This is a genomic window from Alloacidobacterium sp. (assembly GCF_035631355.1).
Taxonomy (GTDB): Bacteria; Acidobacteriota; Terriglobia; order Terriglobales; family Acidobacteriaceae; genus Alloacidobacterium.
The window spans coordinates 1-22,432 of the sequence record NZ_DASQIX010000090.1 but is presented as its reverse complement, the minus strand read 5'-3'; the positions used below and the strand labels follow the sequence as shown (position 1 = coordinate 22,432).

Genomic DNA, 22,432 nt, shown 5'->3' with positions numbered 1-22,432 from the left:
CGGCCATGCGCTGGCGTCATTTAGCTTTTGCAGGCCGTAGGAGAGATTGACGAACCATGTGGATAGTCCGCCTTGCGCTGCGCAGGCCGTATACATTTGCTGTATTTGCTCTGCTCCTGATGGTCTTGGGCCCCCTTGCGATCCTGCGCACTCCCACCGACATCTTCCCGAACATCGATATCCCTGTTGTCGCCATGGTTTGGCGATACACCGGCATGTCGCCCGAAGAGATGTCGCAGCGCATTATTTATCAGAGCGAACGGACGCTGACTACAACCGTCAATGACATCGAGCATATAGAATCGCAATCGCTGAATGGCATCGGCATCATCAAGATTTATTTCCAGCCAAAGGTCAATATCGCGATGGCTGTCGCCCAGGTCACTGCCATTGGGCAGACCCAGGTGCGCCAGCTCCCAGATGGGACAACCCCCCCATTCATCATTCAATACAGCGCGTCGAGCGTTCCCATTATCCAGCTCGGACTGTCCGGCGAAGGCCTCTCGGAGCAGCAGCTGAATGACTACGGGCTGAACTTCATCCGCACCCAGTTGGTGACGGTTGATGGTGCGGGTATCCCATATCCATACGGCGGCAAGCAGCGCCAGATACAGGTGGACCTCAATTTACCGGCGCTGCAGGCCAAGGGGCTATCTCCTACTGACGTCGTCAATACCATCTCAGCGCAAAATCTGATCCTGCCTTCCGGCACAGCGAAAATCTCGCAGTTCGAGTACCAGATCACGACCAACAGCGCCCCTGATAAAGTCTCCGAACTGAATGACCTGCCCATCCGCACCGTAAATGGCGCGACGGTCTACATACGCGATGTTGCCCATGTTCGTGATGGCTTTCCGCCGCAGACCAACATTGTGCGCGTTGATGGCCAGCGGGCTTCGCTGATCAGCGTCATCAAGACGGGCGACGCCTCCACGCTGGACATCGTCAAAGGCATCCGCGAAAAAATTCGCACACTCAGGACGCAGCTTCCGCCGGCACTGAAAATCACGCCCCTCGCCGACCAATCGATTTTCGTTCGCGCCTCCATCAATGGCGTTGTGCGCGAAGCAATCATCGCCGCGTGCCTGACCGGCGTGATGATTCTCATCTTCCTCGGAAGCTGGCGCAGCACACTGATTATTGCCGTTTCTATTCCGCTGTCCATCTTGTCGTCTTTGCTGGTGTTGAGCGCGCTTGGCGAGACGATCAACATTATGACCCTTGGCGGGCTCGCGCTCGCGGTCGGGATTCTGGTGGATGACGCCACCGTCGAAATCGAGAACATCAACCGCAACATCGAAATGGGAAAGGCGGTGGAGCAGGCGATCCTCGACGGCGCTGCGCAGATCGCCGTTCCGGCCTTTGTCTCAACGCTTTCCATCTGCATCGTTTTCGTGCCGATGTTCTTCCTGACCGGCGTCGCAAAATATCTCTTCGTGCCGCTGGCGGAAGCCGTTGTCTTCGCCATGCTCGCGTCATATCTGCTGTCACGCACGGTCGTGCCTACCATGGCCAAGTATCTGCTGCAGGAGCATGACGACGAGGAGATTGAACGCAGGCGCAAAAGCTTCAATCCCTTCATCCGCTTTCAGCTTGGGTTTGAACACTACTTCGAAAAATTCCGCAATGGATATCGAGGCCTCTTGCAGATGTGCATCGACCACTCCGCGGGTTTCTTGGTCCTGTTCATGGTTCTCTGTATCGGCTCCGCAGCCTTGCTCTATCCATTTCTTGGAGAAGACTTTTTCCCGTCAGTTGACTCCGGGCAATTCAAAATCCATCTTCGCGCCCGTACCGGCACCCGCATTGAGGAGACGGCGCGGCTATGCGACCAGGTGGACGCAACCATCCGCGCTGTAATTCCGAAAAACGAGCTGATTACCATCATCGACAACATTGGTCAGCCGTACAGCGGCATCAACACCACCTACAGCAACTCGGCCACCATTGGTCCCGCCGACGCCGACATTCAGGTTTCACTGACAGAGAAGCACCATCCCACGGAAGCCTATGTGCAGAAACTGCGCAGCGTCCTCAACCGCAGGTTTCCCGGCGTTATCTTTTATGAGCTTCCGGTGGACATGGTGACGCAGATTCTCAACTTCGGCCTACCCGCCCCCATTGATATTCAGATCGTCGGCCCGGATCTTGACGGCAACCGCGCCTTCGCTGATCGCCTGCTTAACCTCGTGAAGTACGTCCCAGGTACAGCGGACATGCGCATTCAGCAGCCCTTCGACAATCCACATTTTTACGTGGATGTGGACCGCACGCGGGCACAGCAGATTGGACTGCAGCAGAAAGATGTGGCGCAAAGCTTGCTAATTGCCACAAGCGGCAGCTTCCAGACCACGCCGAATTTCTGGCTCAATCCAAAGACGGGGGTAAGCTACAGCATTGCCGTGCAGTCGCCGGAGTACAACCTGGATTCGCTTCAGGACCTGCGCAACATTCCGCTTACCTCCGGCGCGTCTGATCCTGCTCCCGCTACTAGCAACGGCGCCGGAACGCTGACGGCGCCAGCAGACACGCGCATGGGAGGCCAACCCATCCAGATTCTCGGCAACGTGGCATCAGTGACGCCGGGGTCGGAGATGGGCACGGTTTCCCACTACAACATCGCTCCTGTAGTTGATATTTACGGGAACATCGTCGGCAGCGACTTGGCCAGCGTCTCCAAAAAGATCGACAGGATCATCGCTGAATCCAAGGGCCAGTTGCCGCGCGGCTCGCAGATTATCGTACGTGGGCAGATCGAAACCATGCGCACGTCGTTTATAGGTCTGCTGGCCGGCCTGGTGTTCTCGATTGTGCTGGTCTACCTGTTGATCGTGGTCAACTTTCAGTCGTGGCTTGATCCCTTTATTGTGATCTCCGCGCTCCCGGCGGCGCTGTGCGGCATTGTCTGGTTCCTCTTCATCACGCACACCCGCATCAGCGTGCCTGCGCTTACCGGCGCGATCATGTGCATGGGCGTGGCCACGTCGAACTCCATTCTTGTTATAAGCTTCGCGCGCGAACAGCTTGAAGAAAACGTGGGCGATGCGCCCGCAGCCGCGCTTGCCGCAGGTTTTACGCGTTTCCGTCCGGTCCTGATGACTGCGCTGGCAATGATCCTTGGCATGATGCCTATGGCACTCGGTCTCGGGGAAGGCGGCGAGCAGAACGCTCCGCTCGGACGCGCGGTTATCGGCGGCCTGCTGCTTGCCACGGTCTCTACACTGTTCTTTGTGCCCACGTTTTTCAGCGTTCTGCACGGTCGGCGTGAACGCAAGCGCCGCGAGCGGAAAAATCGCGTTGAACATACCCTGCCGGACATAGGGGAAACCGAAAATTCATGAGTCAAACGCCTCCATCACGCCAGTCATCCTCGCGCATCTCGCGAGGTGGCGCTATTGTTTTCGTCATTGTTGTCCTGGTTATTGCCGCGGTTGTCGCAATGGCTGGCATTTTTCCGAGACTGCGCGCGCGGACCAAACTGCAGGACGCGACGAATGCACTTGCCGCGCCCAGCGTGCTGGTAGCCAAACCGCAGCAGGGCAAGCCGACAGAAGAGCTCGTGCTGCCCGGCAACGTTTTTCCTTATGTCGATTCCCCCATCTATGCCCGTACGAACGGCTATCTTCGCAAATGGTATTTCGATATCGGCGCTCGTGTGAAGAAAGGGCAATTGCTCGCCGAGATCGAGAGCCCGGAAGTGGACCAGCAGTTGGCGCAAGCCAAGGCCGATCTCCTGACGGCGCAAACGAATGCGAAGTACGCGCAGACCACGTCGACCCGCTACCATGACCTGCTCAAATCGAATGCTGTCTCACAGCAGGACACGGAAAATTTCAACACGCAGGCTTCAGCCACAAGCACCCAGGTCCAATCGGCGCTCGCTAATGTACAGAGGCTTGAACAACTGGTCTCATTCGAAAAAATCTATGCGCCATTCGACGGCATCCTCACCGCTCGCAACGTTGATACAGGCCAACTCATCGATTCCGGCGCGACGAAAGAGTTGTTCCATCTGTCCGCCGAGCAGACGTTGCGCGTCTACGTGAACGTGCCCCAGGTGTACTCCGTTGCCTGCAAACCGGGCTTGGCGGCTCAGCTCACAGTTCCTGAATATCCGGGACGGAAGTTTCCTGGGAAAATTGTCCGCACCTCCAAGGCCATCGATCCCGCCTCGCGCACGCTGCTGGTGGAAGTGGATGTGGACAATCGCGCAGGCGATCTGGTCACTGGCGCGTATGCTCAAGTGCATTTCAAGCTCAGTAGTCCGCAGCCGTCACTTATCATCCCTGTGCCCGCGTTGATCTTCCGCGCAGAAGGGCTGCAGGTTGCGACCGTGGTGGATGGAAAAGCCAAGCTCGTGCCTATTACCATCGGACGCGATGATGGCAGGGTGGTCGAAGTAACCCAGGGCCTTCAGCCGGACGACGAGGTAATTCAGGACCCGCCGGATTCCGTCATCGATGGCGAAGCTGTGAACGTCGTTCGTCCTCAACAACAGGGCCCCCAGACATCACAGCAGCAAAAGGGAGACGAGTAAGCATGACGGCTTCTCGCATCCGGATTGCTGGTGCTTCTGTTTTCTGTCTGCTGATTGCAGGCTGCACAGTTGGCCCAAACTACAAGCGGCCCACTGCGCCCGCGCCGCCTGCATTTAAAGAGTTGGCGCCCCCTCCGGGTATTCCCAATGGCACATGGAAACAGGCGCAACCCAGTGATCAGGTGCTGCGCGGCAACTGGTGGGAGATTTACAACGATCCGCAGTTGAATGCGTTGGAAGAGAAAGTTGCGATTTCCAACCAGACCTTGAAGGCCGCGACCGAGCAATACTTCACCGCGCGCGCCGCGATCCAGGTCTACCGCGCGAACTACTTTCCAACGCTGACTGCCGGACTGTCAGTTGCGCGGCAGCATCAATCGGAAAATAGGCCAACGGCCGTTCCAGGTGCAATCTCGCAATACAACGATTTCGCGCTGGCAGGTCAGGCCAGTTGGGAGCCTGACCTGTGGGGACAGGTCCGCCGTAGTGTTGAATCCGCCCGCGCCACGGCCCAGGCCAGCGCCGCAGACCTCGCCAATGTTGAGTTGAGCATTCGATCAGAGCTGGCGCAGGACTATTTCGAGCTGCGCGGTCTCGACCTGCAAAAGCAACTGCTCGACAATACCGCCGCTTCGTATGCCGACTATCTCAACTTGACGCAGGCGCGCTTCAAGGGCGGTGTAGCAACGGAGTCAGACGTTGATCTGGCGGAGACGCAGCTTAAAAGCACGCAGGCGCAGGCCATCGACGTGGGCGTAGCCCGTGCGCAATTTGAGCATGCCATCGCAACTCTTACTGGCGAACCTGCATCCAGCTTCAGCCTCGCACAGGCGCCTCTCAGCCTTCCACTGCCGCAGGTCCCACCGGGACTTCCCTCGGAACTGCTGGAGCGCAGGCCGGACATTGCCGGCATGGAACGCCGCGCCGACGCCGCCAACGCGCAGATCGGAGTTGCCATCGCTGCCTACTATCCCAACATCACGCTGACCGGGACTGGAGGCTTTGAAAGCAGGAATCCGGGCGCCTGGATACAGGGCCCCAGTGCGCTGTGGTCTTTGGGCGCGTCCGCTTCGGAACTGCTTTTCGACGCTGGACGCCGCCATGCCGTGACCGAAGAAGCGCGCGACAACTACCAGGTCACCGTCGCCAATTACCGCCAGAGCGTGCTGAACGCCTTCCAGGAGGTAGAGGACAATCTCGCCGCGCTGCGCATTCTCAACCAAGAAGCTACGACGCAGGCCGATGCAGTGGCGGCGGCGCAAAGGTCACTGCAGGTCAGCACCACTCGTTACAAAGAAGGCCTGGTCGATTATCTGGAAGTGCTCACCGCACAGACCGCGTTGCTCACCAACCAGCGCACACAGGCCGACATCACCACGCGCCAGTTTGCCGCCAATGTTTTGCTCATCAAAGCCCTCGGCGGAGGCTGGGACACATCGCAACTGCCGAAGCTTTAGCGTCCCTGACTTCGGGTGCGTGTGCCCCGGGTCTCGACTTTGAGACCTGGGATTCAACTGACAACGAGATCAAGGCTCAGGGCAGCGGTCCCGTGTTGAATGCCTCAAGCACGCGCCCGCCTGAGACGCGATAAATCCCGAACGACCGTCCAGTCTTTCCGCGCAGCTCGAAGATCAGTTCAGCGCGGCCATCCCCATCTGTATCTGCGGCATCAACGAGCCGCATGCGAGGAGAGATATCCAGCCCCTTGTCGCTGGTCAACTGCTTGAACAAAACATGCGGTGTGCCGTAAAAATCTGGCTGGGCAACCAGGGTTACATATTTTGCCTCGCCATTGTCGCCCATTGATTTCGCCGTTAGAACGACAGTTGCGCCGCCATTGTAAGAAAGCTCGAATACGTTGAACTTCTCGTCCTCAAGCTGAGGAACCGGAGCCGGAGCTGCAGCTTTGCGATGCGTCGCGGACGTTTTTGCAGTTGTTCTTGCTACTTTCGCAGGCGGCGCTATGTTGAAGCCTTCAACAATGGCTTTCTGTGTCAGATCCTCCATTGCCGCCTTCATCTTGGCCGCATCTTCCGGATCGTTCCAGCTGTACGCAAACGGATGCGCCTCTCCGGTCTTCACGTCCGAGATGGCGGCCATCTGGTTCATGTCCACTGGCAGCCCTTCAAGTTTCGACGGCAGAACGATTCCTTCCGGAGTTTCCGGCTTGCCGTACCGCAGCGTCGGGCGATTGGAATCTGTATTCGCAGTCGCGGTTACAGGAGCCCCTGAGTATGAGGTGGGGTTGTTCTGGCCTTCATGCAATCTGGGACGGTCTGGATCAACGGTGGGGGTATTCTGTGTACTGTCATCCGAATCCTTCCGATGCAGCGTTGGATGGTCGGAATCATCTGGAGGCGTGCTTTGCGAATTGGTCGAATCGCCACTCGAACCTGACCCGGAACTGGTGTCGCTCGCATCCCGGTGGTGCAGAGTAGGCCGGTCCGGATTACTGCTGCTGGATGACGCGCTGCCGCTTCCGGTCTGACTACTGGTTGAACTGGAACTATTATCGCTTGTATCTTTGCGCTGAAGCGTCGGCCTGTCTGAATCAGCCGTTGATGCAGTGCTGCCCGCATCTCTTATCACCTGTGGCGGATGTTTCGACATGGGCGGTCGCGCCTTCGCTTTCGCCATTTCGGGCTTGACCGACCCAATCGCGATCCATGAACCGCCAAGATTCTCCGCGCCGTTGACGCTGAAAAGCCCCTTTGGCGTTCCCGCCTGTTCCAGCTCGTAAACCGTGCCGGTAAGAACCGTTAGGGGCGCAGGCTGCGCGAGATAGAGACCGCCCGGCTGATATTGCTGTCCGTCCCATACGGCGAGCGGAATCAGTCGCCCGGCTTTGGGCTTATCCAGATCGCCCGTCCATTCAAAGATGCCCGTGGCCCGCAGCGTTGGCGCAGCATTAGCATCTTTATTGACGTGGCCGGGATATTGCGCGAGCGCTGTCGTGCATGCTCCACAGATGAAGAGGCCCAAAACACATCGAATCGTCCTCATGGACAATGACATACACTTAGGGTCTGCGACACAATCAACTTGACCCAAAACGTTATTCTTGCGGAAGGACCCATTCATGGAAGTTCACGACAAAGTTGCAGATTTCACGCTCCAGGACGACCAGGAGAACACCGTCCACCTTTCAGATTACGCCGGAACGCCGGTTGTGCTCTTCTTTTATCCCCGGGCCGACACGCCCGGCTGCACCATCGAGGCATGCGGCTTCCGCGATACCTTCAAAAAAATCCAGAAGGCAGGCGCCATTGTGCTCGGCATCTCGCGTGACACGCCAAAGGCCCAGGCAAAATTCAAGGCAAAGTATGACCTTCCGTATCCGCTCCTTGCTGATGTAGACGAAAAAGTCTGCAAACAGTTTGGGGTACTCAAGCAAAAGAACATGTATGGGAAGAAAGTGATCGGCATAGAACGCACAACCTTTCTCATCGGGCCCGATCAAAAGCTGGTCAAAATCTTTCCCAAAGTAAAGCCGGAAGGTCACGCCGAAGAAGTGCTGGAAGCGATCAAAGCGTGGAAGAAGTAACGGTGGCAAGCGCGGGCGCGCGGGAACGGGTGCCCCAGATCTCGATTTTGAGACCTGGGACCCAACAGGCGGCAGCCTCAATTCTTCAGCGGTCGTTCTATGAACGCCGTCCGGACATCGTCGCGCGCGCATTGCTGGGCAAGCTCCTGGTAAGCGAACGCAAGGGCAAGCTGCTCATCGGGCGCATTGTGGAGGTCGAGGCATATTTCGGCACAGAAGACCCGGCGGCGCATGCTTATATCGGGCGGACAGCGCGCAACGCTGTGCTTTTCGGCCCTCCGGGGTTTGCGTATGTGTACTTCATCTATGGCATGTATTACTGCCTGAACGTCTCCTGCGAGCCTGATGGCCATGCCGGATGCGTCCTCATCCGCGCGCTTGAGCCGGTTGAAGGCCTCTCAACGATGGCGAAGCTCCGCGCCTTGCCTCCGGATCCCAAGCCGAGATTGCTGACTTCCGGCCCCGGAAGGCTGTGTCAGGCGCTGGACATCACACGCGCTGCCCACAACGGTCTTGACGTAACGGATCCCGTATCGTGTCTGCAGATCAAGGACGACGGCTACCAGCCGGAGCACATTCTGGTGACGCCCAGGGTCGGCATCCGCCACGCCGCAGAGCGTCCCGCGCGCTTCATTATTGATAAAAATAAATTTGTTTCCACCAGCCGATGACCTTTTCATAAGCTTGCCCGTATACTTGGCGCACATCTTGCCTCACCGGTCGCAGTCGTCAGAACAAAGGAGCTTAACGGATGAAACGAGTCACTTTTTGTGCCGTGATTGCAGCTTTTCTTGCTTGCGCCAGCCTTCCCTTGATTGCTCAGGACACGCCGCCCCCACAACAACAGCGCCGCCCCATGCCTGCGCCTACCAATCTTCAGGTATTGCCCAAAGACATTTCTACGCAGGATCTGATGAAGATGATGTTCGGCTTTACCGGGGCTCTCGGCGTAAAGTGCAGTTTCTGCCATGAGATTAATGAGCAGACCCACCAGCCGAACTTCGCCGCCGATACCAAGCCGGACAAGAAGATTGCCCGCACCATGATCGCCATGGTGCAGGACATCAATTCAAAGTACATGACGCAGATCAGCGACCCGGACGCAACGCCTGAGATGAAGACTGTGACCTGCGGCACCTGCCATCGCGGCAACACCATGCCCGCTCCGTTCGTCCCCAAGCCGGAAGAGCACCAGGGTGGCGGCGGGCAAAAACCGCAGTAGGTTTTTGTTTCGCGAATAGTGGCACAAAAAAATGCGTGCCCCATCCTATCGCGTTGTTCGCGATAGGGTGGGAAGCCACAAATCTTTGCCCGAAAAAATCAGATCACGGTATTGTCAATCAACCGCGTAGTTCCTACGAATGCGGCGACAGCCACCAACGCGCCATCCTTTATGTCAGGAACATTCTCAAGAGTGTCAGGATTGACCACGGCGATGTAGTCAATCCGAACATCCGGCTCCTCAGCAAAAACTACCCGCGTCGTTTCGATTAACTTCGAGGACGACTTCTCGCCCAAAGCAACTGCCTCTTCGACTTTCTGAAGTGCGCGATGCAGGACAAGGGCCTGTCTGCGTTCCTTCTCTGACAAATATCGATTGCGAGAGCTCAGGGCCAGCCCATCCATCTCGCGCACGATGGGCTGCACAATGAGATGCACGGGACAATTCAGGTCGCGCACCATTTTCCGCAGCACAACAATCTGGGCAGCGTCTTTTTGCCCAAAGAATGCCATGTGCGGCCCGACGATATGAAACAGCTTGCTGACCACCGTCGTAACGCCACGGAAATGGCCCGGACGCGAGGCCCCATCCAGTCGTTCGCTCACGCCTTCGACCAGCACAAATGTGCTCGCCCCGCTCGGATACATCTCCTCAACCGTGGGAGCGAAGATCAGATCAACGCCCTCGCGTTCCAGCAGCGCACAGTCCTCGTCAAAAGTGCGCGGATACTTGCCAAAATCCTCATTCGGGCCAAACTGCGTCGGATTCACGAAGATGGACACAGCCACCACATCGCACTCCGACCGCGCCGCGCGTACCAGCGAGAGGTGGCCCTCATGCAGCGCCCCCATCGTCGGTACGAGGCCGAGTATGCGCTCCTCGCCGCGTATCTGTGCACAGGCAGACTGCGTCTCGGCGATTGTCTTAAGGATGAGCATGGTGGTTATGCTTTGCGGCGAATCGGCGCAGCCGCTTCCAGCGTGCCGCGCGATTCTTTCGGCAAGTGGTAGCTTTCACTTTCGCTTGGGAACTCGCGCCGTTCGACATCGTGGAGATAGCCGTCAATCGCCGATCGGAACAGACTCGCTGCATCGCCATATTGGCGCACAAACTTTGCCGGTTTCGAAAAACTCAGATTCACCAGATCGTGAAAGACCAGAATCTGCCCATCGCAATCCGGACCGGCGCCGATACCGATAGTCGGAATGTTAAGCCTGTGCGTGATGTTCTCCGCCACTTCGCGCGGCATGCCCTCAAGCACAATCGCGACCGCGCCCGTCTCCTCCAGCGCAAGCGCGTCCCTGAGCAAAGCATCCGCAGCCGCAGTCGATTTCCCCTGCACTTTATAGCCGCCCATGCGATGCACCGACTGCGGCGTAAGGCCGAGGTGACCGATGACCGGAATCTCGGCATCCGTCAGCCGCTCGACCAGTTCCACGCGGTTCAATCCGCCTTCAATCTTTACTGCTTCCGCGCCCGCTTCTTTCATAAAGCGCGCAGCGTTGGCGACGCCCACCTCGACGTTTACGTGATACGACCCGTAAGGCATATCAGCTGCGACAATCGCATGTTTCACGGCGCGCCGCACCGCGCGCGTATGGTGAAGCATCTCATCGACGGTAACCGGGAGCGTAGTGTCATAGCCCAGCACAACCTGCGCCAGCGAATCGCCAACCAAAATCAAGTCAATCCCGGCTTCATCCACCAGTCGCGCAGTGGCATAGTCATACGCTGTCAGCGCAGTAATCGGCCTGCTGCTCTGTTTCTTTTCCTGAAGTGTTTGGAAGGTCACCTTGGCGCGAACCGCCGAGGTCGTGGGCGCATCTGCGCTGCAGAAGTTTGTCACGCTCATCATTGTCTCCAGTGCAACTCCCGTTAAGGATGCTGCCCGAACAACTTCTGACTATACGCCTCGCCCTCTGCCGCCGCAAACGCGACGGCAGAAAGAAGTATGTTCTCAGTGATGCGCAGCAGCCGCTTGCGGCTGATAATTGCCTACTTCGGCGCGGAAGGAGATGGCAATGCGGTTCCAGCTGTTGATTTGCGTAATGGCAAAGGTCAGCTTCGCCAAGTCCTCCTCACTGAACTGGAGACGCGTCTGGTTATAGACCTTTTCCGGTGCGTGGCCGTTCTGGATGTTCGTAACGGCTTCCGTCCACCCCAGCGCCGCTCGCTCACGCTCGGTGAAAAACGGAGTTTCGCGCCATGCCGAGAGCGCATAAATCCTCTGCTCGGTTTCGCCCTTTGCACGCGCGTCTTTGGTGTGCATGTCGATGCAGAAAGCGCAGCCGTTCAGCTGCGAGGCGCGAATCTTGACCAGCTCATACAGCGAAGGCTCAAGCCCACTGCGGCGAATGATGGCTTCGAGGTGCAGCATTCCCTGCACACCTTCGGGAAATGCTTTCTGATAATCCAGGCGTGTCTCCATGAAATTCCTCCTCTGATAGAAAAGATGTTTGAAGAGGAATTTCGTTGCGCGTTCTGGAAAAGAAGAGCTACGGCCCGACGTAAAGCTCTATCGGGGAGAATCCAATCTGCTTGGTTTTATCATCGACGCGAAGAAAGAGCGGCGTTTTGCCACCATTGATATCAACTCCCATCACCACGCCGTTCCCGACAGCTTTTGTAATAACGATCTTGTGGCTGCGAATCACGCCGTAATCGCTCGCTGAGCCCCAGTCCTTTTGAAACTGATTGAAGTCATAGACTTTGTACTGGTCCGGGTGTTTCTGCCAGTCGGAGTCGTTGTTCCACAGGCTGTAGGCTCGCGTGAAGTCCTGCGCTTCCACTGCTGCAAGGAACTTGTTCACCCGGTGCTCGGAAGGTATCGTGCTGAAGAACCATCCGTGCCCGCTGACAAAACCCAGAACGCCAGTGAATCCTATAAGGACAATGACCGCGATAACGGCGATGATGATGTTGCGATTTCGTTTGGCGCGGGCTGCATTATATGTAGGCGCATCGAGCAGGGTCATGAGGAGATGCTACTCCTTTCAATCTGGGGACAAGTCTCCTACTATTCTGACACCACAACACGGCGCTAAGTTTCATCTCAACGCGAATAGCTGGTGCGGTCTTTCTCCGCTCGCCGTTCCATCGCAAGCTGAATCAGTCTGTCAATCAGCTCCGAATACTCAACACCCGATGCCGCCCACAGCTTGGGATACATGCTGATCGAAGTAAAGCCGGGCAGCGTATTGATCTCGTTCAGATAGATACGACCCGATTTACCCGGCTCCAACAGGAAGTCAACGCGCGCCAGCCCGGAGCAGTCGCACGACTTGAATGCCGCAATCGCCATCTGTTGCACCTGTTTCGTCTGCTGCCGCGTAAGCTTTGCCGGAATGATGAGGTCCGATCCCTCGCTAAGATATTTGGCCTCGTAGTCGTAAAACTCTTTGATCGGAACAACCTCGCCTACAACCGAAGCCTCCGGAGTGTCATTGCCCAGGACGGCAACTTCAAGTTCCCGCGCCTTGCCGCGCTTGCCGCCAACACCCTGCTCGACGACGATCTTACGGTCGTAGCTTGCTGCCATCTCAATCGCTTGCCCAAGCTCCTTGCGATCATGCGCTTTGCTGATGCCTACCGACGACCCAAGGTTCGCCGGCTTCACAAATACCGGATACTTCAGCGCCGCTTCGACCCTGCTGACAATCTTCTTCGGACCAGCCTCCCATTCGCCCCGCAGAAACGTGACATGCTTGGTTATCGGCAGCTTCGCTGAAGCGAAAAGCCGCTTCATCACGTCTTTATCCATGCCAGTGGCCGACCCCAGCACGCCCGAACCGACATAAGCGATTCCCGCAAGTTCAAACAGCCCCTGGATCGTCCCATCCTCGCCAAACGTTCCATGCAGAACGGGGAAAATCACGTCCACATTCAGCGCCTGATGCGCCGGATGGCCCTGCGTCTCAAACGGAACCAGCGATCCGGTTTTGTTCTTTGAAGGAACCGGCGGAACGATAATCGCCTCGCCTTTGGCCAGCACCGCCGCCGGAGCAGTCGCCTCCGGATCGCCTGCGCGCAGATGCCGTGGAGTCAGCTTTTCGCCCGCAAGCAGCCGCTCAGCATCTGTCGCCATCACCCAGCGACCTTCTTTTGTAATGCCGATGGGAATCACTTCATACTTCTTTGGATCAATGGCCTTCAGGACTGAAGCGGCTGACAGCAGCGACACCTCATGCTCGCCGCTGCGGCCGCCAAACAAAACACCTACTCGAAGTTTAGGCATAGCAAACTAAACCGAGTGTATCGCGACCGCATCGAACTCAAATGTGAACGGCCCATCTACGAAATGACAACTATGGTTCCTTCCCGGAATCGCACAAGCGCCTCGCAGGTCTATCTGCTCATAGCGCTCTTATGTGGTATTGCAGGCGCGGTCGATGCGCTGGCTTATCTTCAGTTGGGCAAACTATTCGTCGCCAACCTCACTGGCAACACCGTGCTCTTCGCCTATCACGCGGCTGAACACCATTGGATACTTGCAGCGGAACGGCTGGCCTTAATTGTCGGCTTTTTCAGCGGAGTCGTCACAGACCGATTGCTGCGGCGCTGGATTGAGTCCGACCGGCTTCTCATGCGCCCATCCATGGCAAGTCTGGCCATTGAGTGCAGCGTCCTCTGCGTGCTCGCATTTCTCAGCGTGCGGGGATATCTGCGAATGACCCTGCTCATTACACTGGCCTGGACGATGGGACTTCAGAACGACGCGTTTCAGAAAATCGGGCCGGTAAGTCTGAATACAACATTCCTGACCGGAGACATCGAGAAACTGGGCAGCATCCTTGCCAGTCCGCCAGCCTATGGGAGTAAGGAGAGACAGCGCCGCGAGAAAATCATCGCATTTGCCACCACATGGATTGCCTATGGATCAGGAGCGGTTATTGGAGCAGTCGGAGGCCACGCGTTTGGAACCCGGGCATTGCTGATTCCTGCAGCCATGACCGCAATCGTGTTCGCAATTCAGTGGCGCATTACCGAATAGTCAGAGAATCTTCTTCCCAAACGCCGAAGAAATCAGCTCAACAGCCAAATCCGCTGTCCGATTATGCTCGTCAATTACCGGGTTCACCTCAACCACTTCCAGACTCAGCATCCGTCCGTGATCGGCGATGATCTCCATCGCCAGATGCGCCTCACGGTATGTGGCCCCGCCGCGCACCGGAGTACCCACGCCTGGCGCATCTTCGGGATCGATCCAATCCATGTCAAGCGAGACGTGATAACCGGCGGTGCCGCGTCCCGCCTCTCGGAGCGCCTCTTCCATCACCGTGCGCATTCCGCGCTCGTCAATGTCGCGCATGGTGTAGACCTCGGTCAGTCCAGCGCGCTTGATGTTTTCTTTCTCTGTCGCATCAATGTCGCGCACGCCGATCAGCACAGTATTCTCCGGCAGCACCTTCGGTGAAAATCCGCATATATTCTTAAGCGGCTCCGGCCCAAGTCCAAGCAGCGCCGCCAGCGGCATGCCGTGCACGTTGCCGCTCGGCGAAGTCTCCGGCGTATTGAAATCCGAGTGTGCGTCGATCCAGATCAGCCCAATCTTCTGCTTCTGGCGACGGTAATATTCGGCAACCCCGGAAACGCTGCCTGCCGCCACCGAATGGTCGCCGCCGAGTATGACTGGAGTCATACCCTCTCCAAGCGTTTCAATGACCTCATCTGCCGCGCGAGCGCAGGTTTCAGTGATCTCCTTCAGATAGCGCGCGTTCTCTTCACCCAGATGCTTCGTCTCGGCAATGGCGACATGGATGTTGCCGCCGTCCGCCACATTGTGGCCCAGAACTTCCAAACGCGCTTCCAGCCCTGCCACACGCACCGCCGAGGGTCCCATGTCGACGCCGCGACGCGACGCCCCAAGATCGAGCGGCACGCCAATGATGCGGATTTTGCGCGGTGGAAGCGACTGCACCCCACCTTTAATCGGCCCGACTACGGAACCGGTAACCGCCGCCTTTTCATTTGCGAGCGTCTCGCTGATCTTCGACATAAGAAATTCCTTGCTACGGGTAGATCCTGTTCAGCGTCCTTGCAAACGGAATCGTTTCGCGCACATGCTCCAGCCCGCAGATCCACGCTACCGCCCGCTCAATCCCCATGCCGAAGCCCGAGTGGGGAACCGAACCATATTGCCGCAAATCGAGATACCACTTGAAAGCATCGAGCGGCAAATTGTGCTCCTCGATCCGCTTCTTGAGCAACTCGTAAGAAGCAATGCGCTGCGATCCGCCAATAATCTCGCCATACCCCTCCGGCGCAAGCACATCGACGCAGAGCGCATACTTCGGATTCTCCGGGTCAGGCTCCATGTAGAACGCCTTCACCGCCGCAGGATAGCGGTGCACCATCACGGGCCGGTCAAACTGCGAGGAAATGTATGTCTCATCCGGCGAGCCGAAATCGTTGCCATACTCAAAAGGCTGCTCCAGCAATCCCTTGGCATGCGCGTCGTTCAGCATCTTCACAGCATCGTCATAGCTGACCCGTGGAAATGGCGCTTTTATTGTTTCGAGCTTGGAGATGTCGCGCCCCAGCACTTTCATATCAGCTGCGCGGCGCGTCAGCACGCGATCCACAATGAAGCTGATGAACTGTTCGGCGAGCCCCATCAGGTCGTCAAGGCCTGCATAAGCCCATTCCGGCTCGACCATCCAGAACTCGGTGAGATGACGTCGCGTCTTCGATTTCTCCGCACGAAACGTTGGCCCAAAGCTGTAAACCTTGCCCAGAGCCAGCGCCGTGCTCTCGATATAAAGCTGTCCGCTCTGCGTCAGGTAAGCTTCGTCGCCAAAATACTCAACCGGAAAAAGCGTACTCGTGCCTTCGCATGCTGCCGGCGTAAGAATCGGCGGATCGGTAAGCACGAATCCGTTGTCATCCAGAAAGTCACGAGCGGCTTTAATGATCTCCGCGCGGATACGCAAAATCGCCGACTGGCGCGGCGTGCGAATCCAGAGATGGCGATGCTCCATCAGGAAGTCAGTGCCATGTTCCTTCAGCGAAATCGGAAACGGGTCGTCTTCCGGAACACGCTGCACTACCTCGACGTTCTCAACATCAAGCTCATAGCCGCCGGGTGCGCGCTTGTCCGCGCGGACCTTGCCGGTAACGACCACACTCGATTCCTGCGTAAGCCCCTTGATAGTCTCAAAAACTTCGGGCGAGACGGCAGCCTTCGGCACGATGCCCTGAATCGTCCCTGAGCCGTCGCGAAAAATAGGAAAGAGCAGCTTGCCGCTCTCGCGCAGGTTATAGAGCCAGCCCTTCAGAGTGACCGACTTGCCTTCATACTCGCCGATGCGGGCGATGGTGGTAACGGGTGCTTCAGTTGTTGTGATTACTGTTTCTTCTGACATACAAATCTCAGCCACTTGCGGCTTGGAACTATTGTAGTTGCTGGTTCTGCCAATTCCATTGATTGCATCGGCACCGATAGGGTCAATAAAAATGAGATGTCATCCTGAGCGAAGCGAAGGATGTGTTTTTCTGCGCCTGCCCTACAACCCAAACTTCTCGAACGCAGCCTGTGCCTTGTTCGTCACGCTCTCCGGCGTCTCTTCCAGTGTGTAGTGAATTTCCAGCACACCCGCGGGCGTCTGTGGCGCAGACTTCAACTCGCCGATCGTCTCCTCCCACGCAATCGTCCCATCGCCAGGCCAGAGATGCTCATCGCGTCCGCCCTTGTTGTCGTGCAGGTGCGAGCTGCGGATGAGCGGGCGCAGTTCGGCAATCGTCGTCGCCACGCCGTCGCCCAGATGAGCATGGCCTGTATCGAGACACACGCCAATGTCCTTGAAGTGCCCGACATTCAGAATCTCCACCAGGTTGCGAGGCTGCGTGACTTCGTTCTGAATGTTTTCCACCAGCAGCTTCACGCCCAGTGGATTGGCAAAAGCCCGTAGATGCTCCAGCGCCGTCAACGAATTCTCCAGCGACCGTGGGCTCCAGCCATCTTCCCTCTCGCCAAGATGCAGAATGAGGTAGCGAATCGGGACCTGCTCGGCAACTTCAAGTGCGCGCTTGATCTCATCCATCGCGTCAATGCGGCGCGACTTCTCCGGATGAATCACGTTCACCGCCGGCGCTCCGCCCCGTCCCATTTCGAGGTCCGGAAACATCGGCGCATGCATCGAAAATGCTTCTACCGCATTCGCCTGGAACCACTCGGCAATTTCGCGGACATGCGCGCGGCTGGTGTAGTCAAAATGCTGACGCGCGGCAAAAAGTTCAACGCCCTGTGCTCCGGCTCTGGCAAAAACATCCAGAAGCCCGGGATGCAGACGGCTGCGCAGAAATACGTGTGTGGAAATGACCTTCAACATAAATGTGGGGAACGAGTCCTGTTCTATCTTCTCATCTGGACTGGCCGTCCAGGCAATCGTGCTTCGCGCTCGCTATATTTGCCTTGCATTCACGCATCAATCCATTTGAAATGAACCCCAACATATGCGTGACGTTCTTGCGAATGTGATTGGCTTCATCGTGCTTGCAGCAGAAGTAATCATATTTCTGGCTCTCCCGCTTTGCCGAGCCATTTCGGGGCCTATTGGACTTGTTGCTTATGTTGTGCTGGCTGGTATGGCGCTCTATGTTTGGCACAGCGACAAAGTTCCTGCAAAAACTCCATCAGCGTGGCTAATCTTTGCGACGGTAACTGTCCTTGTAGGGGCAATTTCGTTTGCAATTGATGTTTTTGTGGGATCATCAGCGATGCACGGTCCAGTGCATTCCTTTCTCGATGCGGCCGAACATGCGGGAAGTCCCTTCGGATTTCCCTTGACTGTCCTAATTTGTTCTTGCTTGACAATGATTGCGATTGCAGGCTCGGTTCGATCGCTCATTCTCTTAGGACAGGAATCGAGTGCTGCCAGCAATTAATACCCCGCAGCCTTGCCAAAATTGTGCCGGTGATCCTGCCCGCCCTCCAGATCGCCCGTTGCAGGATCAACCGCGATGCACTCGCCGTCGCTCCAATGACCTTTGCTCACATTGACGTGATAACCCAGCGCGCGCAGTCCTTCGACGGTCGAATCAGGAAAGCCGGGCTCGAGGTACAGCACATCCGGCAAATACTGGTGATGGAAGCGTGGAGCGTCGACGGCGGCCTGAATGTTCATTCCTTGGTCGGCCACGCTTAAGAAGATATTGGCGACAGTTGTAATGATGCGCCCGCCACCGGGAGAACCGAGCACCATCGCCACCTTGCCATCTTTGAGCACGATGGTCGGCGTCATGCTCGAAAGCGGGCGCTTGCCCGGAGCGATGGAGTTCGCCGGCCCCTGAATCAGCCCAAACATATTCGGAACGCCCTGCTTCGAGGCGAAGTCGTCCATCTCATCATTGAGCAGGAAGCCGAGCTTTCCCGCCGTCACATCCGAGCCGAAGGCGTTGTTCAGCGTTGTGGTCACGGCAACTGCATTGCCATCAGCATCCATCACCGAATAATGCGTCGTCTGCGTCGATTCATGCCGCACATCGGCCATAGTCGGCGGCGCAGGCACAAAGCCAGCCGGACGCTTCAAATCTGCCGAAGGCGTGGCCTGGTCCTCTTGGATGCTAGCCCGCCACGCTGCGGCATATTTTTTGTCGATGAGCTGTTCGACCGGAATCTTCACATAATCGGGATCGCCCAGATAATCCGAACGGTCCATGTAAGCGCGCCGGTAGGCTTCCGTAATTAGGTGCATCTCCGGCGGCGTGCGGTCGCCGAGACGGCCCAGGTTGTAACCCTCAAGAATATTCAGCGACTCAATCAGCGCCACTCCGCCCGACGACGGCGGCGGCGCGCTGATGATGGTGTAGTCCTTGTATGTGCCTGTCACAGGCTCGCGCTCTTTCACTTCATAGGAAGCAAGGTCTTTTTCAGTGATCAGGCCGCCGCCCTTCTGGATATCAGCCGCAAGCTGTTTCGCGATTTCGCCGTGGTAAAATTCGTCCGGATCTTTGGCGATGCGGCGCAGAGTTTGCGCTAATTCAGGCTGCTTAAATGTATCGCTCGGCTGATAGTAATCGCCATCGCGCTGAAAGATGCGCTTCGATTCAGGAAACCGCGCCAGATCGGAATCATGCAGCGTTTTGGCCTCCTCGTCTGTGAGCACAAATCCTTCAGAAGCAAGCCGGATAGCCGGCTCCATGACCTTGGCCAGAGTGAGCTTGCCGTATTTCTTCTCCGCATAGGCCATTCCGGCAACCGATCCGGGAACGCCGACCGCCTTGTATCCAACAATGCTGGCGTTGGGAATGATATTGCCCTTGTCGTCGAGATACATATTCACAGAAGCCGCCAGAGGTGCCTTCTCGCGATAGTCGAGAAATGTAGATTTGCCGCCATGCAGGTGAATCAGCATGAACCCGCCGCCGCCAATGTTTCCTGCTAGCGGATGCACCACCGCCAGTGCAAATCCTGTAGCCACTGCTGCATCGACGGCATTGCCGCCTTCCTTTAAAATTTCTACTCCAGCATCCGTAGCCAGATGGTGAATGCTGACCACCATTGCGTGCCTCGCGCGGACGGGAGTCTCATTTTGTATCGCAAGAGATGGGTTGACTACTTGTTGGGCGAACAGGCTGGAACAAACAGAGAGGCTGACGGCGGCAGAAAGACAGAAGAAGCAGCGATTCATGGCAAGCGGTAGTTTAACGCGATTTTTTCAAAAGGCTACAATCCAGACTGCATGTCCACCCGCGTTCGCTCCTTTTCAAAGATCAACCTCGGCCTGGCCATCGGCCCATCGCGGCCCGACGGCTTCCACGCGCTGACGACCCTCTACCAGACGCTGGCCGCGCATGACTTGCTGACCATCGAAGCGCGTAAACTCACAGCCGGAAAAAGCAGCATCATTCTGACAACAAACGACAACCGTGTTCCCACGGATCAGCGAAACACCGTCTGGAAGATGCTCAACAAAGCCCTGTCCGGCAAACCGCCGGTAGAAGTCCACGTCCACATTGAAAAACGCCTTCCCGTCCAGGGCGGCCTCGGAGCCGGCTCAGCCAACGCCGCAGCCGCCCTTATCGGGTTAGAACATGATTTAAATCAGCAGCTTCCCGGCGCAGAACGCCTGAGGATCGCAGCCGAAGTGGGCTCCGATGTCCCCCTCTTCCTGGTCGGCGGAGCAGTCCTCGGCCTGGGACGCGGCGAAGAAGTCTACCCGATGCCCGACCTGCCTGAAACCCACTGCGTCGTGGCTCTCCCGAGCCTCGGCGTTTCAACCCCGCAGGCCTTCCGCGACTGGGATTCCCGCCACGCGGAGAGTTTGACCCAAGCCCCGTCCTCCGATAGACTGAAGGAGTTGAGTCGAGCTCTCTCGGCGTGTCTTTGCGAGCCGCACTCCTCCGGTGTCTTCTCTTTGGGAGAAGACCGGCCCGGGAATCTACTTCTCGCGCTTGTCCGAACCGGGATCGAAAACGACTTCGAAGAGGTCGTCTTCTGCCAGCATCCCTTACTCGGTGACATCAAGCGCATTTTAGTGTTTTCCGACCATCCGGAACAGTCGGCTCTCTACGCTGCGCTCTCAGGTTCCGGATCGGCCGTTTTCGGCCTCTACGAAACCGAGGCAGCAGCCCAAGCAGCCGAAGAGCGATTGTCGGCCAACGGTATTGCGTCAATGCGGACAAAAACCTTGCCCCGCAAAGCATACTGGCGGACGATGATAAAGGGTTCCACAAAAGGGTAGAAGCACCGGGCTTTAGCCCGGTGAAATACGGCCGGAAATAAGGGGCTTTAGCCCTGGGCCGTTAAAAGTTACTGGGCGATCGACTAATGGTAGGTCAAGTGCCTTTGGAGCACTTTGTCTAGGTTCGAATCCTAGTCGCCCAGCCAGATTTCAAGCTGCGCCATTGCCGGGTAACTTCCTGCAATGACGCGGGCAACGACAACAGAAGCCGCTGGCCATGCAGTCCGGCCAGCATGAGTGACAACCAACGCAAACCAGCTTGGGGGTTTCTTATGAAGACGGAAGTAGCGACAGAAGTATTGACGCCGGAAGCAGCAACCGACGGACGCGCAAAGGTCGCGCCCGAGCGTAAACGGCACCAGAAGCTCGCCGAAGACAGGCGCTTCAAGATCTTCTCCGGCACGGCAAACCGTGCATTGGCCGAAGAGATCTGCAAGCACATCAGCGTGCCGCTCGGTGAAACCAAAACGCAGCGCTTCGCGGATGGCGAAATTTACTTCCAGCTGCTCGAAAATGTTCGCGGAGTCGACGTTTTCGTCGTGCAGCCGACCTGCAATCCGGTGGATCAGCACCTTGTTGAGCTGCTGATCATGATCGATGCTCTGAAGCGCGCATCCGCCGGCAGGATCACCGTCGTGGTTCCGTACTATGGCTATGCGCGGCAGGACAGAAAAGACCGTCCGCGCGTTGCGATTTCGTCCAAGTTGGTCGCCGATTTGCTGACCACCGCGGGCGCCAATCGCGCGTTGTTTATGGATTTGCACGCGGCCCAGATTCAGGGGTTCTTCAACATCCCGGTCGATCACTTGTTCGCAAGCCCGGTGATGGTGAGCTACTTCAAGGAGTTGAACCTCCCGAATCTGACCGTGGTATCACCCGATGCGGGAGGCGTGGAACGCGCGCGCTTCTTCGCGACGAAAATGGGAGTGCCGCTGGCGATTGTCGACAAGCGCCGGATGGACATCAACGTGACGGAAGTGATGCACGTCATCGGTGAGGTGAAGGGAAGCACCTGCCTCATCATCGACGACATCATCGATACTGCCGGCACGCTGGTAAAGACAGTCGATGCGTTACTTGAAAAGGGCGCGACAAAAGTTTACGCGGGAGCATCGCACGCAGTGCTCTCAGGCCCGGCAGTAGAGCGCATTCGCAATTCGAGGCTGGTGGAGCTGATCGTCACGGACTCCATCCCGCTCAGCGAAGAAGCGAAGGCGCTGCCAAAGATAAAGGTGCGGTCGATTGCCGGACTCCTGGGAGCCGCAATCGAAAGCATCCACATGGAGACGAGCGTCAGCACGCTGTTCAGCTGACCGAGTCTGTTTCATCAGTTCGCGATTAAGCCAGCTTGGTCGCCAGGCAAAGGGAGCGGAGCCGATTCCGTGCCCGAAGGAAAAGGACAGAATGATTACTCAGGAAGTGGTAGCAGCAACACCCCGCGAGGGCAA

Annotated in this window: 20 protein-coding genes and 1 tRNA gene; 11 read left to right on the top strand and 10 right to left on the bottom strand. The window is 57.1% G+C overall.

All coding sequences use genetic code 11. The features are described 5' to 3' along the window. Positions 1–56: 56 nt before the first annotated feature. The 3 genes from VEV40_RS16415 to VEV40_RS16405 are packed head-to-tail and all read left to right on the top strand — an operon-like array spanning position 57 to position 5,994. Positions 57–3,341, top strand: a complete 3,285-nt coding sequence (locus VEV40_RS16415; protein ID WP_324833880.1) for an efflux RND transporter permease subunit — start codon at positions 57–59, stop codon at positions 3,339–3,341. Continuing rightward, positions 3,338–4,537, top strand: a complete 1,200-nt coding sequence (locus VEV40_RS16410) for an efflux RND transporter periplasmic adaptor subunit (RefSeq protein ID WP_324833879.1) — start codon at positions 3,338–3,340, stop codon at positions 4,535–4,537. Before VEV40_RS16415 ends, VEV40_RS16410 begins: the two co-directional genes overlap by 4 nt. Before the next feature lie 2 nt (positions 4,538–4,539). Beyond that, positions 4,540–5,994: an efflux transporter outer membrane subunit gene (locus tag VEV40_RS16405; RefSeq protein ID WP_324833878.1), complete on the top strand. Its 1,455-nt coding sequence runs from the start codon at positions 4,540–4,542 to the stop codon at positions 5,992–5,994. Positions 5,995–6,070: 76 nt separating this feature from the next. Here the strand turns inward: VEV40_RS16405 and VEV40_RS16400 are convergent, their stop codons facing one another. Next, the gene (locus VEV40_RS16400) at positions 6,071–7,540 is read right to left on the bottom strand and encodes a hypothetical protein (RefSeq protein WP_324833877.1); all 1,470 of its coding nucleotides are present in this window, start codon (positions 7,538–7,540) and stop codon (positions 6,071–6,073) included. A gap of 76 nt (positions 7,541–7,616) precedes the next feature. On the opposite strand from VEV40_RS16400, the gene bcp reads away from it, so the two are divergent. The 3 genes from bcp (at position 7,617) to VEV40_RS16385 (ending at position 9,303) form a co-directional block, all read left to right on the top strand. Beyond that, positions 7,617–8,081 (top strand): thioredoxin-dependent thiol peroxidase, encoded by a 465-nt coding sequence (bcp, locus tag VEV40_RS16395; protein ID WP_324833875.1) that lies wholly within the window; start codon positions 7,617–7,619, stop codon positions 8,079–8,081. Beyond that, positions 8,069–8,752, top strand: coding sequence for a DNA-3-methyladenine glycosylase (locus VEV40_RS16390; RefSeq protein ID WP_324833874.1), 684 nt, complete (start codon positions 8,069–8,071; stop codon positions 8,750–8,752). Before bcp ends, VEV40_RS16390 begins: the two co-directional genes overlap by 13 nt. An 80-nt stretch (positions 8,753–8,832) precedes the next feature. Then, positions 8,833–9,303: a c-type cytochrome gene (locus tag VEV40_RS16385; protein ID WP_324833873.1), complete on the top strand. Its 471-nt coding sequence runs from the start codon at positions 8,833–8,835 to the stop codon at positions 9,301–9,303. A gap of 98 nt (positions 9,304–9,401) precedes the next feature. Here VEV40_RS16385 and panC read toward each other — a convergent pair whose 3' ends face one another. The 5 genes from panC to VEV40_RS16360 form a co-directional block, all read right to left on the bottom strand. Next, positions 9,402–10,241: a pantoate--beta-alanine ligase gene (panC, locus tag VEV40_RS16380; protein WP_324833872.1), complete on the bottom strand. Its 840-nt coding sequence runs from the start codon at positions 10,239–10,241 to the stop codon at positions 9,402–9,404. Positions 10,242–10,246: 5 nt separating this feature from the next. Next, positions 10,247–11,155 (bottom strand): 3-methyl-2-oxobutanoate hydroxymethyltransferase, encoded by a 909-nt coding sequence (gene panB, locus VEV40_RS16375; RefSeq protein ID WP_324833924.1) that lies wholly within the window; start codon positions 11,153–11,155, stop codon positions 10,247–10,249. 105 nt (positions 11,156–11,260) lie between these two features. Continuing rightward, positions 11,261–11,731 carry a carboxymuconolactone decarboxylase family protein gene (locus tag VEV40_RS16370; protein ID WP_324833871.1) on the bottom strand — a complete coding sequence of 157 codons (471 nt, stop codon included), beginning with the start codon at positions 11,729–11,731 and terminating at the stop codon, positions 11,261–11,263. Positions 11,732–11,798: 67 nt separating this feature from the next. Next, entirely contained in the window at positions 11,799–12,278 is a 480-nt protein-coding gene (locus VEV40_RS16365) for a hypothetical protein (RefSeq protein WP_324833870.1), read from the bottom strand. Positions 12,279–12,355: 77 nt separating this feature from the next. Further along, positions 12,356–13,537, bottom strand: coding sequence for a D-alanine--D-alanine ligase family protein (locus tag VEV40_RS16360; protein WP_324833868.1), 1,182 nt, complete (start codon positions 13,535–13,537; stop codon positions 12,356–12,358). A 72-nt stretch (positions 13,538–13,609) separates the two neighbouring features. Here VEV40_RS16360 and VEV40_RS16355 point away from each other — a divergent pair, with 72 nt between their 5' ends. Next, on the top strand, positions 13,610–14,293 hold the full coding sequence (locus VEV40_RS16355) for a YoaK family protein (protein WP_324833867.1): 684 nt from the start codon (positions 13,610–13,612) through the stop codon (positions 14,291–14,293). On the opposite strand, the gene rocF is transcribed toward VEV40_RS16355, so the two are convergent. The 3 genes from rocF to VEV40_RS16340 all read right to left on the bottom strand — a co-directional run bounded on the left by rocF (position 14,294) and on the right by VEV40_RS16340 (position 17,630). After that, the gene (gene rocF / locus VEV40_RS16350; protein WP_324833866.1) at positions 14,294–15,298 is read right to left on the bottom strand and encodes an arginase; all 1,005 of its coding nucleotides are present in this window, start codon (positions 15,296–15,298) and stop codon (positions 14,294–14,296) included. It abuts the gene before it with no gap. Between the two features lie 13 nt (positions 15,299–15,311). Then, a complete protein-coding gene (gene asnS / locus VEV40_RS16345) occupies positions 15,312–16,664 on the bottom strand; it encodes an asparagine--tRNA ligase (RefSeq protein ID WP_324833864.1) in 1,353 nt (450 codons plus the stop codon). Positions 16,665–16,805: 141 nt separating this feature from the next. After that, a complete protein-coding gene (locus VEV40_RS16340; protein ID WP_324833862.1) occupies positions 16,806–17,630 on the bottom strand; it encodes a sugar phosphate isomerase/epimerase family protein in 825 nt (274 codons plus the stop codon). Between the two features lie 124 nt (positions 17,631–17,754). Here VEV40_RS16340 and VEV40_RS16335 point away from each other — a divergent pair, with 124 nt between their 5' ends. Then, positions 17,755–18,186 carry a hypothetical protein gene (locus VEV40_RS16335; RefSeq protein ID WP_324833860.1) on the top strand — a complete coding sequence of 144 codons (432 nt, stop codon included), beginning with the start codon at positions 17,755–17,757 and terminating at the stop codon, positions 18,184–18,186. Here the strand turns inward: VEV40_RS16335 and ggt are convergent. Continuing rightward, positions 18,183–19,802, bottom strand: a complete 1,620-nt coding sequence (ggt, locus tag VEV40_RS16330; protein ID WP_324833859.1) for a gamma-glutamyltransferase — start codon at positions 19,800–19,802, stop codon at positions 18,183–18,185. The two genes, VEV40_RS16335 and ggt, sit on opposite strands and share 4 nt — an antisense overlap. 180 nt (positions 19,803–19,982) lie before the next feature. On the opposite strand from ggt, the gene VEV40_RS16325 reads away from it, so the two are divergent. The 3 genes from VEV40_RS16325 to VEV40_RS16315 all read left to right on the top strand — a co-directional run bounded on the left by VEV40_RS16325 (position 19,983) and on the right by VEV40_RS16315 (position 22,297). Further along, positions 19,983–20,984: a 4-(cytidine 5'-diphospho)-2-C-methyl-D-erythritol kinase gene (locus VEV40_RS16325; protein ID WP_324833858.1), complete on the top strand. Its 1,002-nt coding sequence runs from the start codon at positions 19,983–19,985 to the stop codon at positions 20,982–20,984. Between the two features lie 72 nt (positions 20,985–21,056). Further along, a tRNA-Gln gene (locus VEV40_RS16320) sits at positions 21,057–21,130 on the top strand. A gap of 126 nt (positions 21,131–21,256) precedes the next feature. Then, on the top strand, positions 21,257–22,297 hold the full coding sequence (locus tag VEV40_RS16315; protein WP_324833857.1) for a ribose-phosphate pyrophosphokinase: 1,041 nt from the start codon (positions 21,257–21,259) through the stop codon (positions 22,295–22,297). The last annotated feature ends 135 nt before the right edge of the window (positions 22,298–22,432 follow it).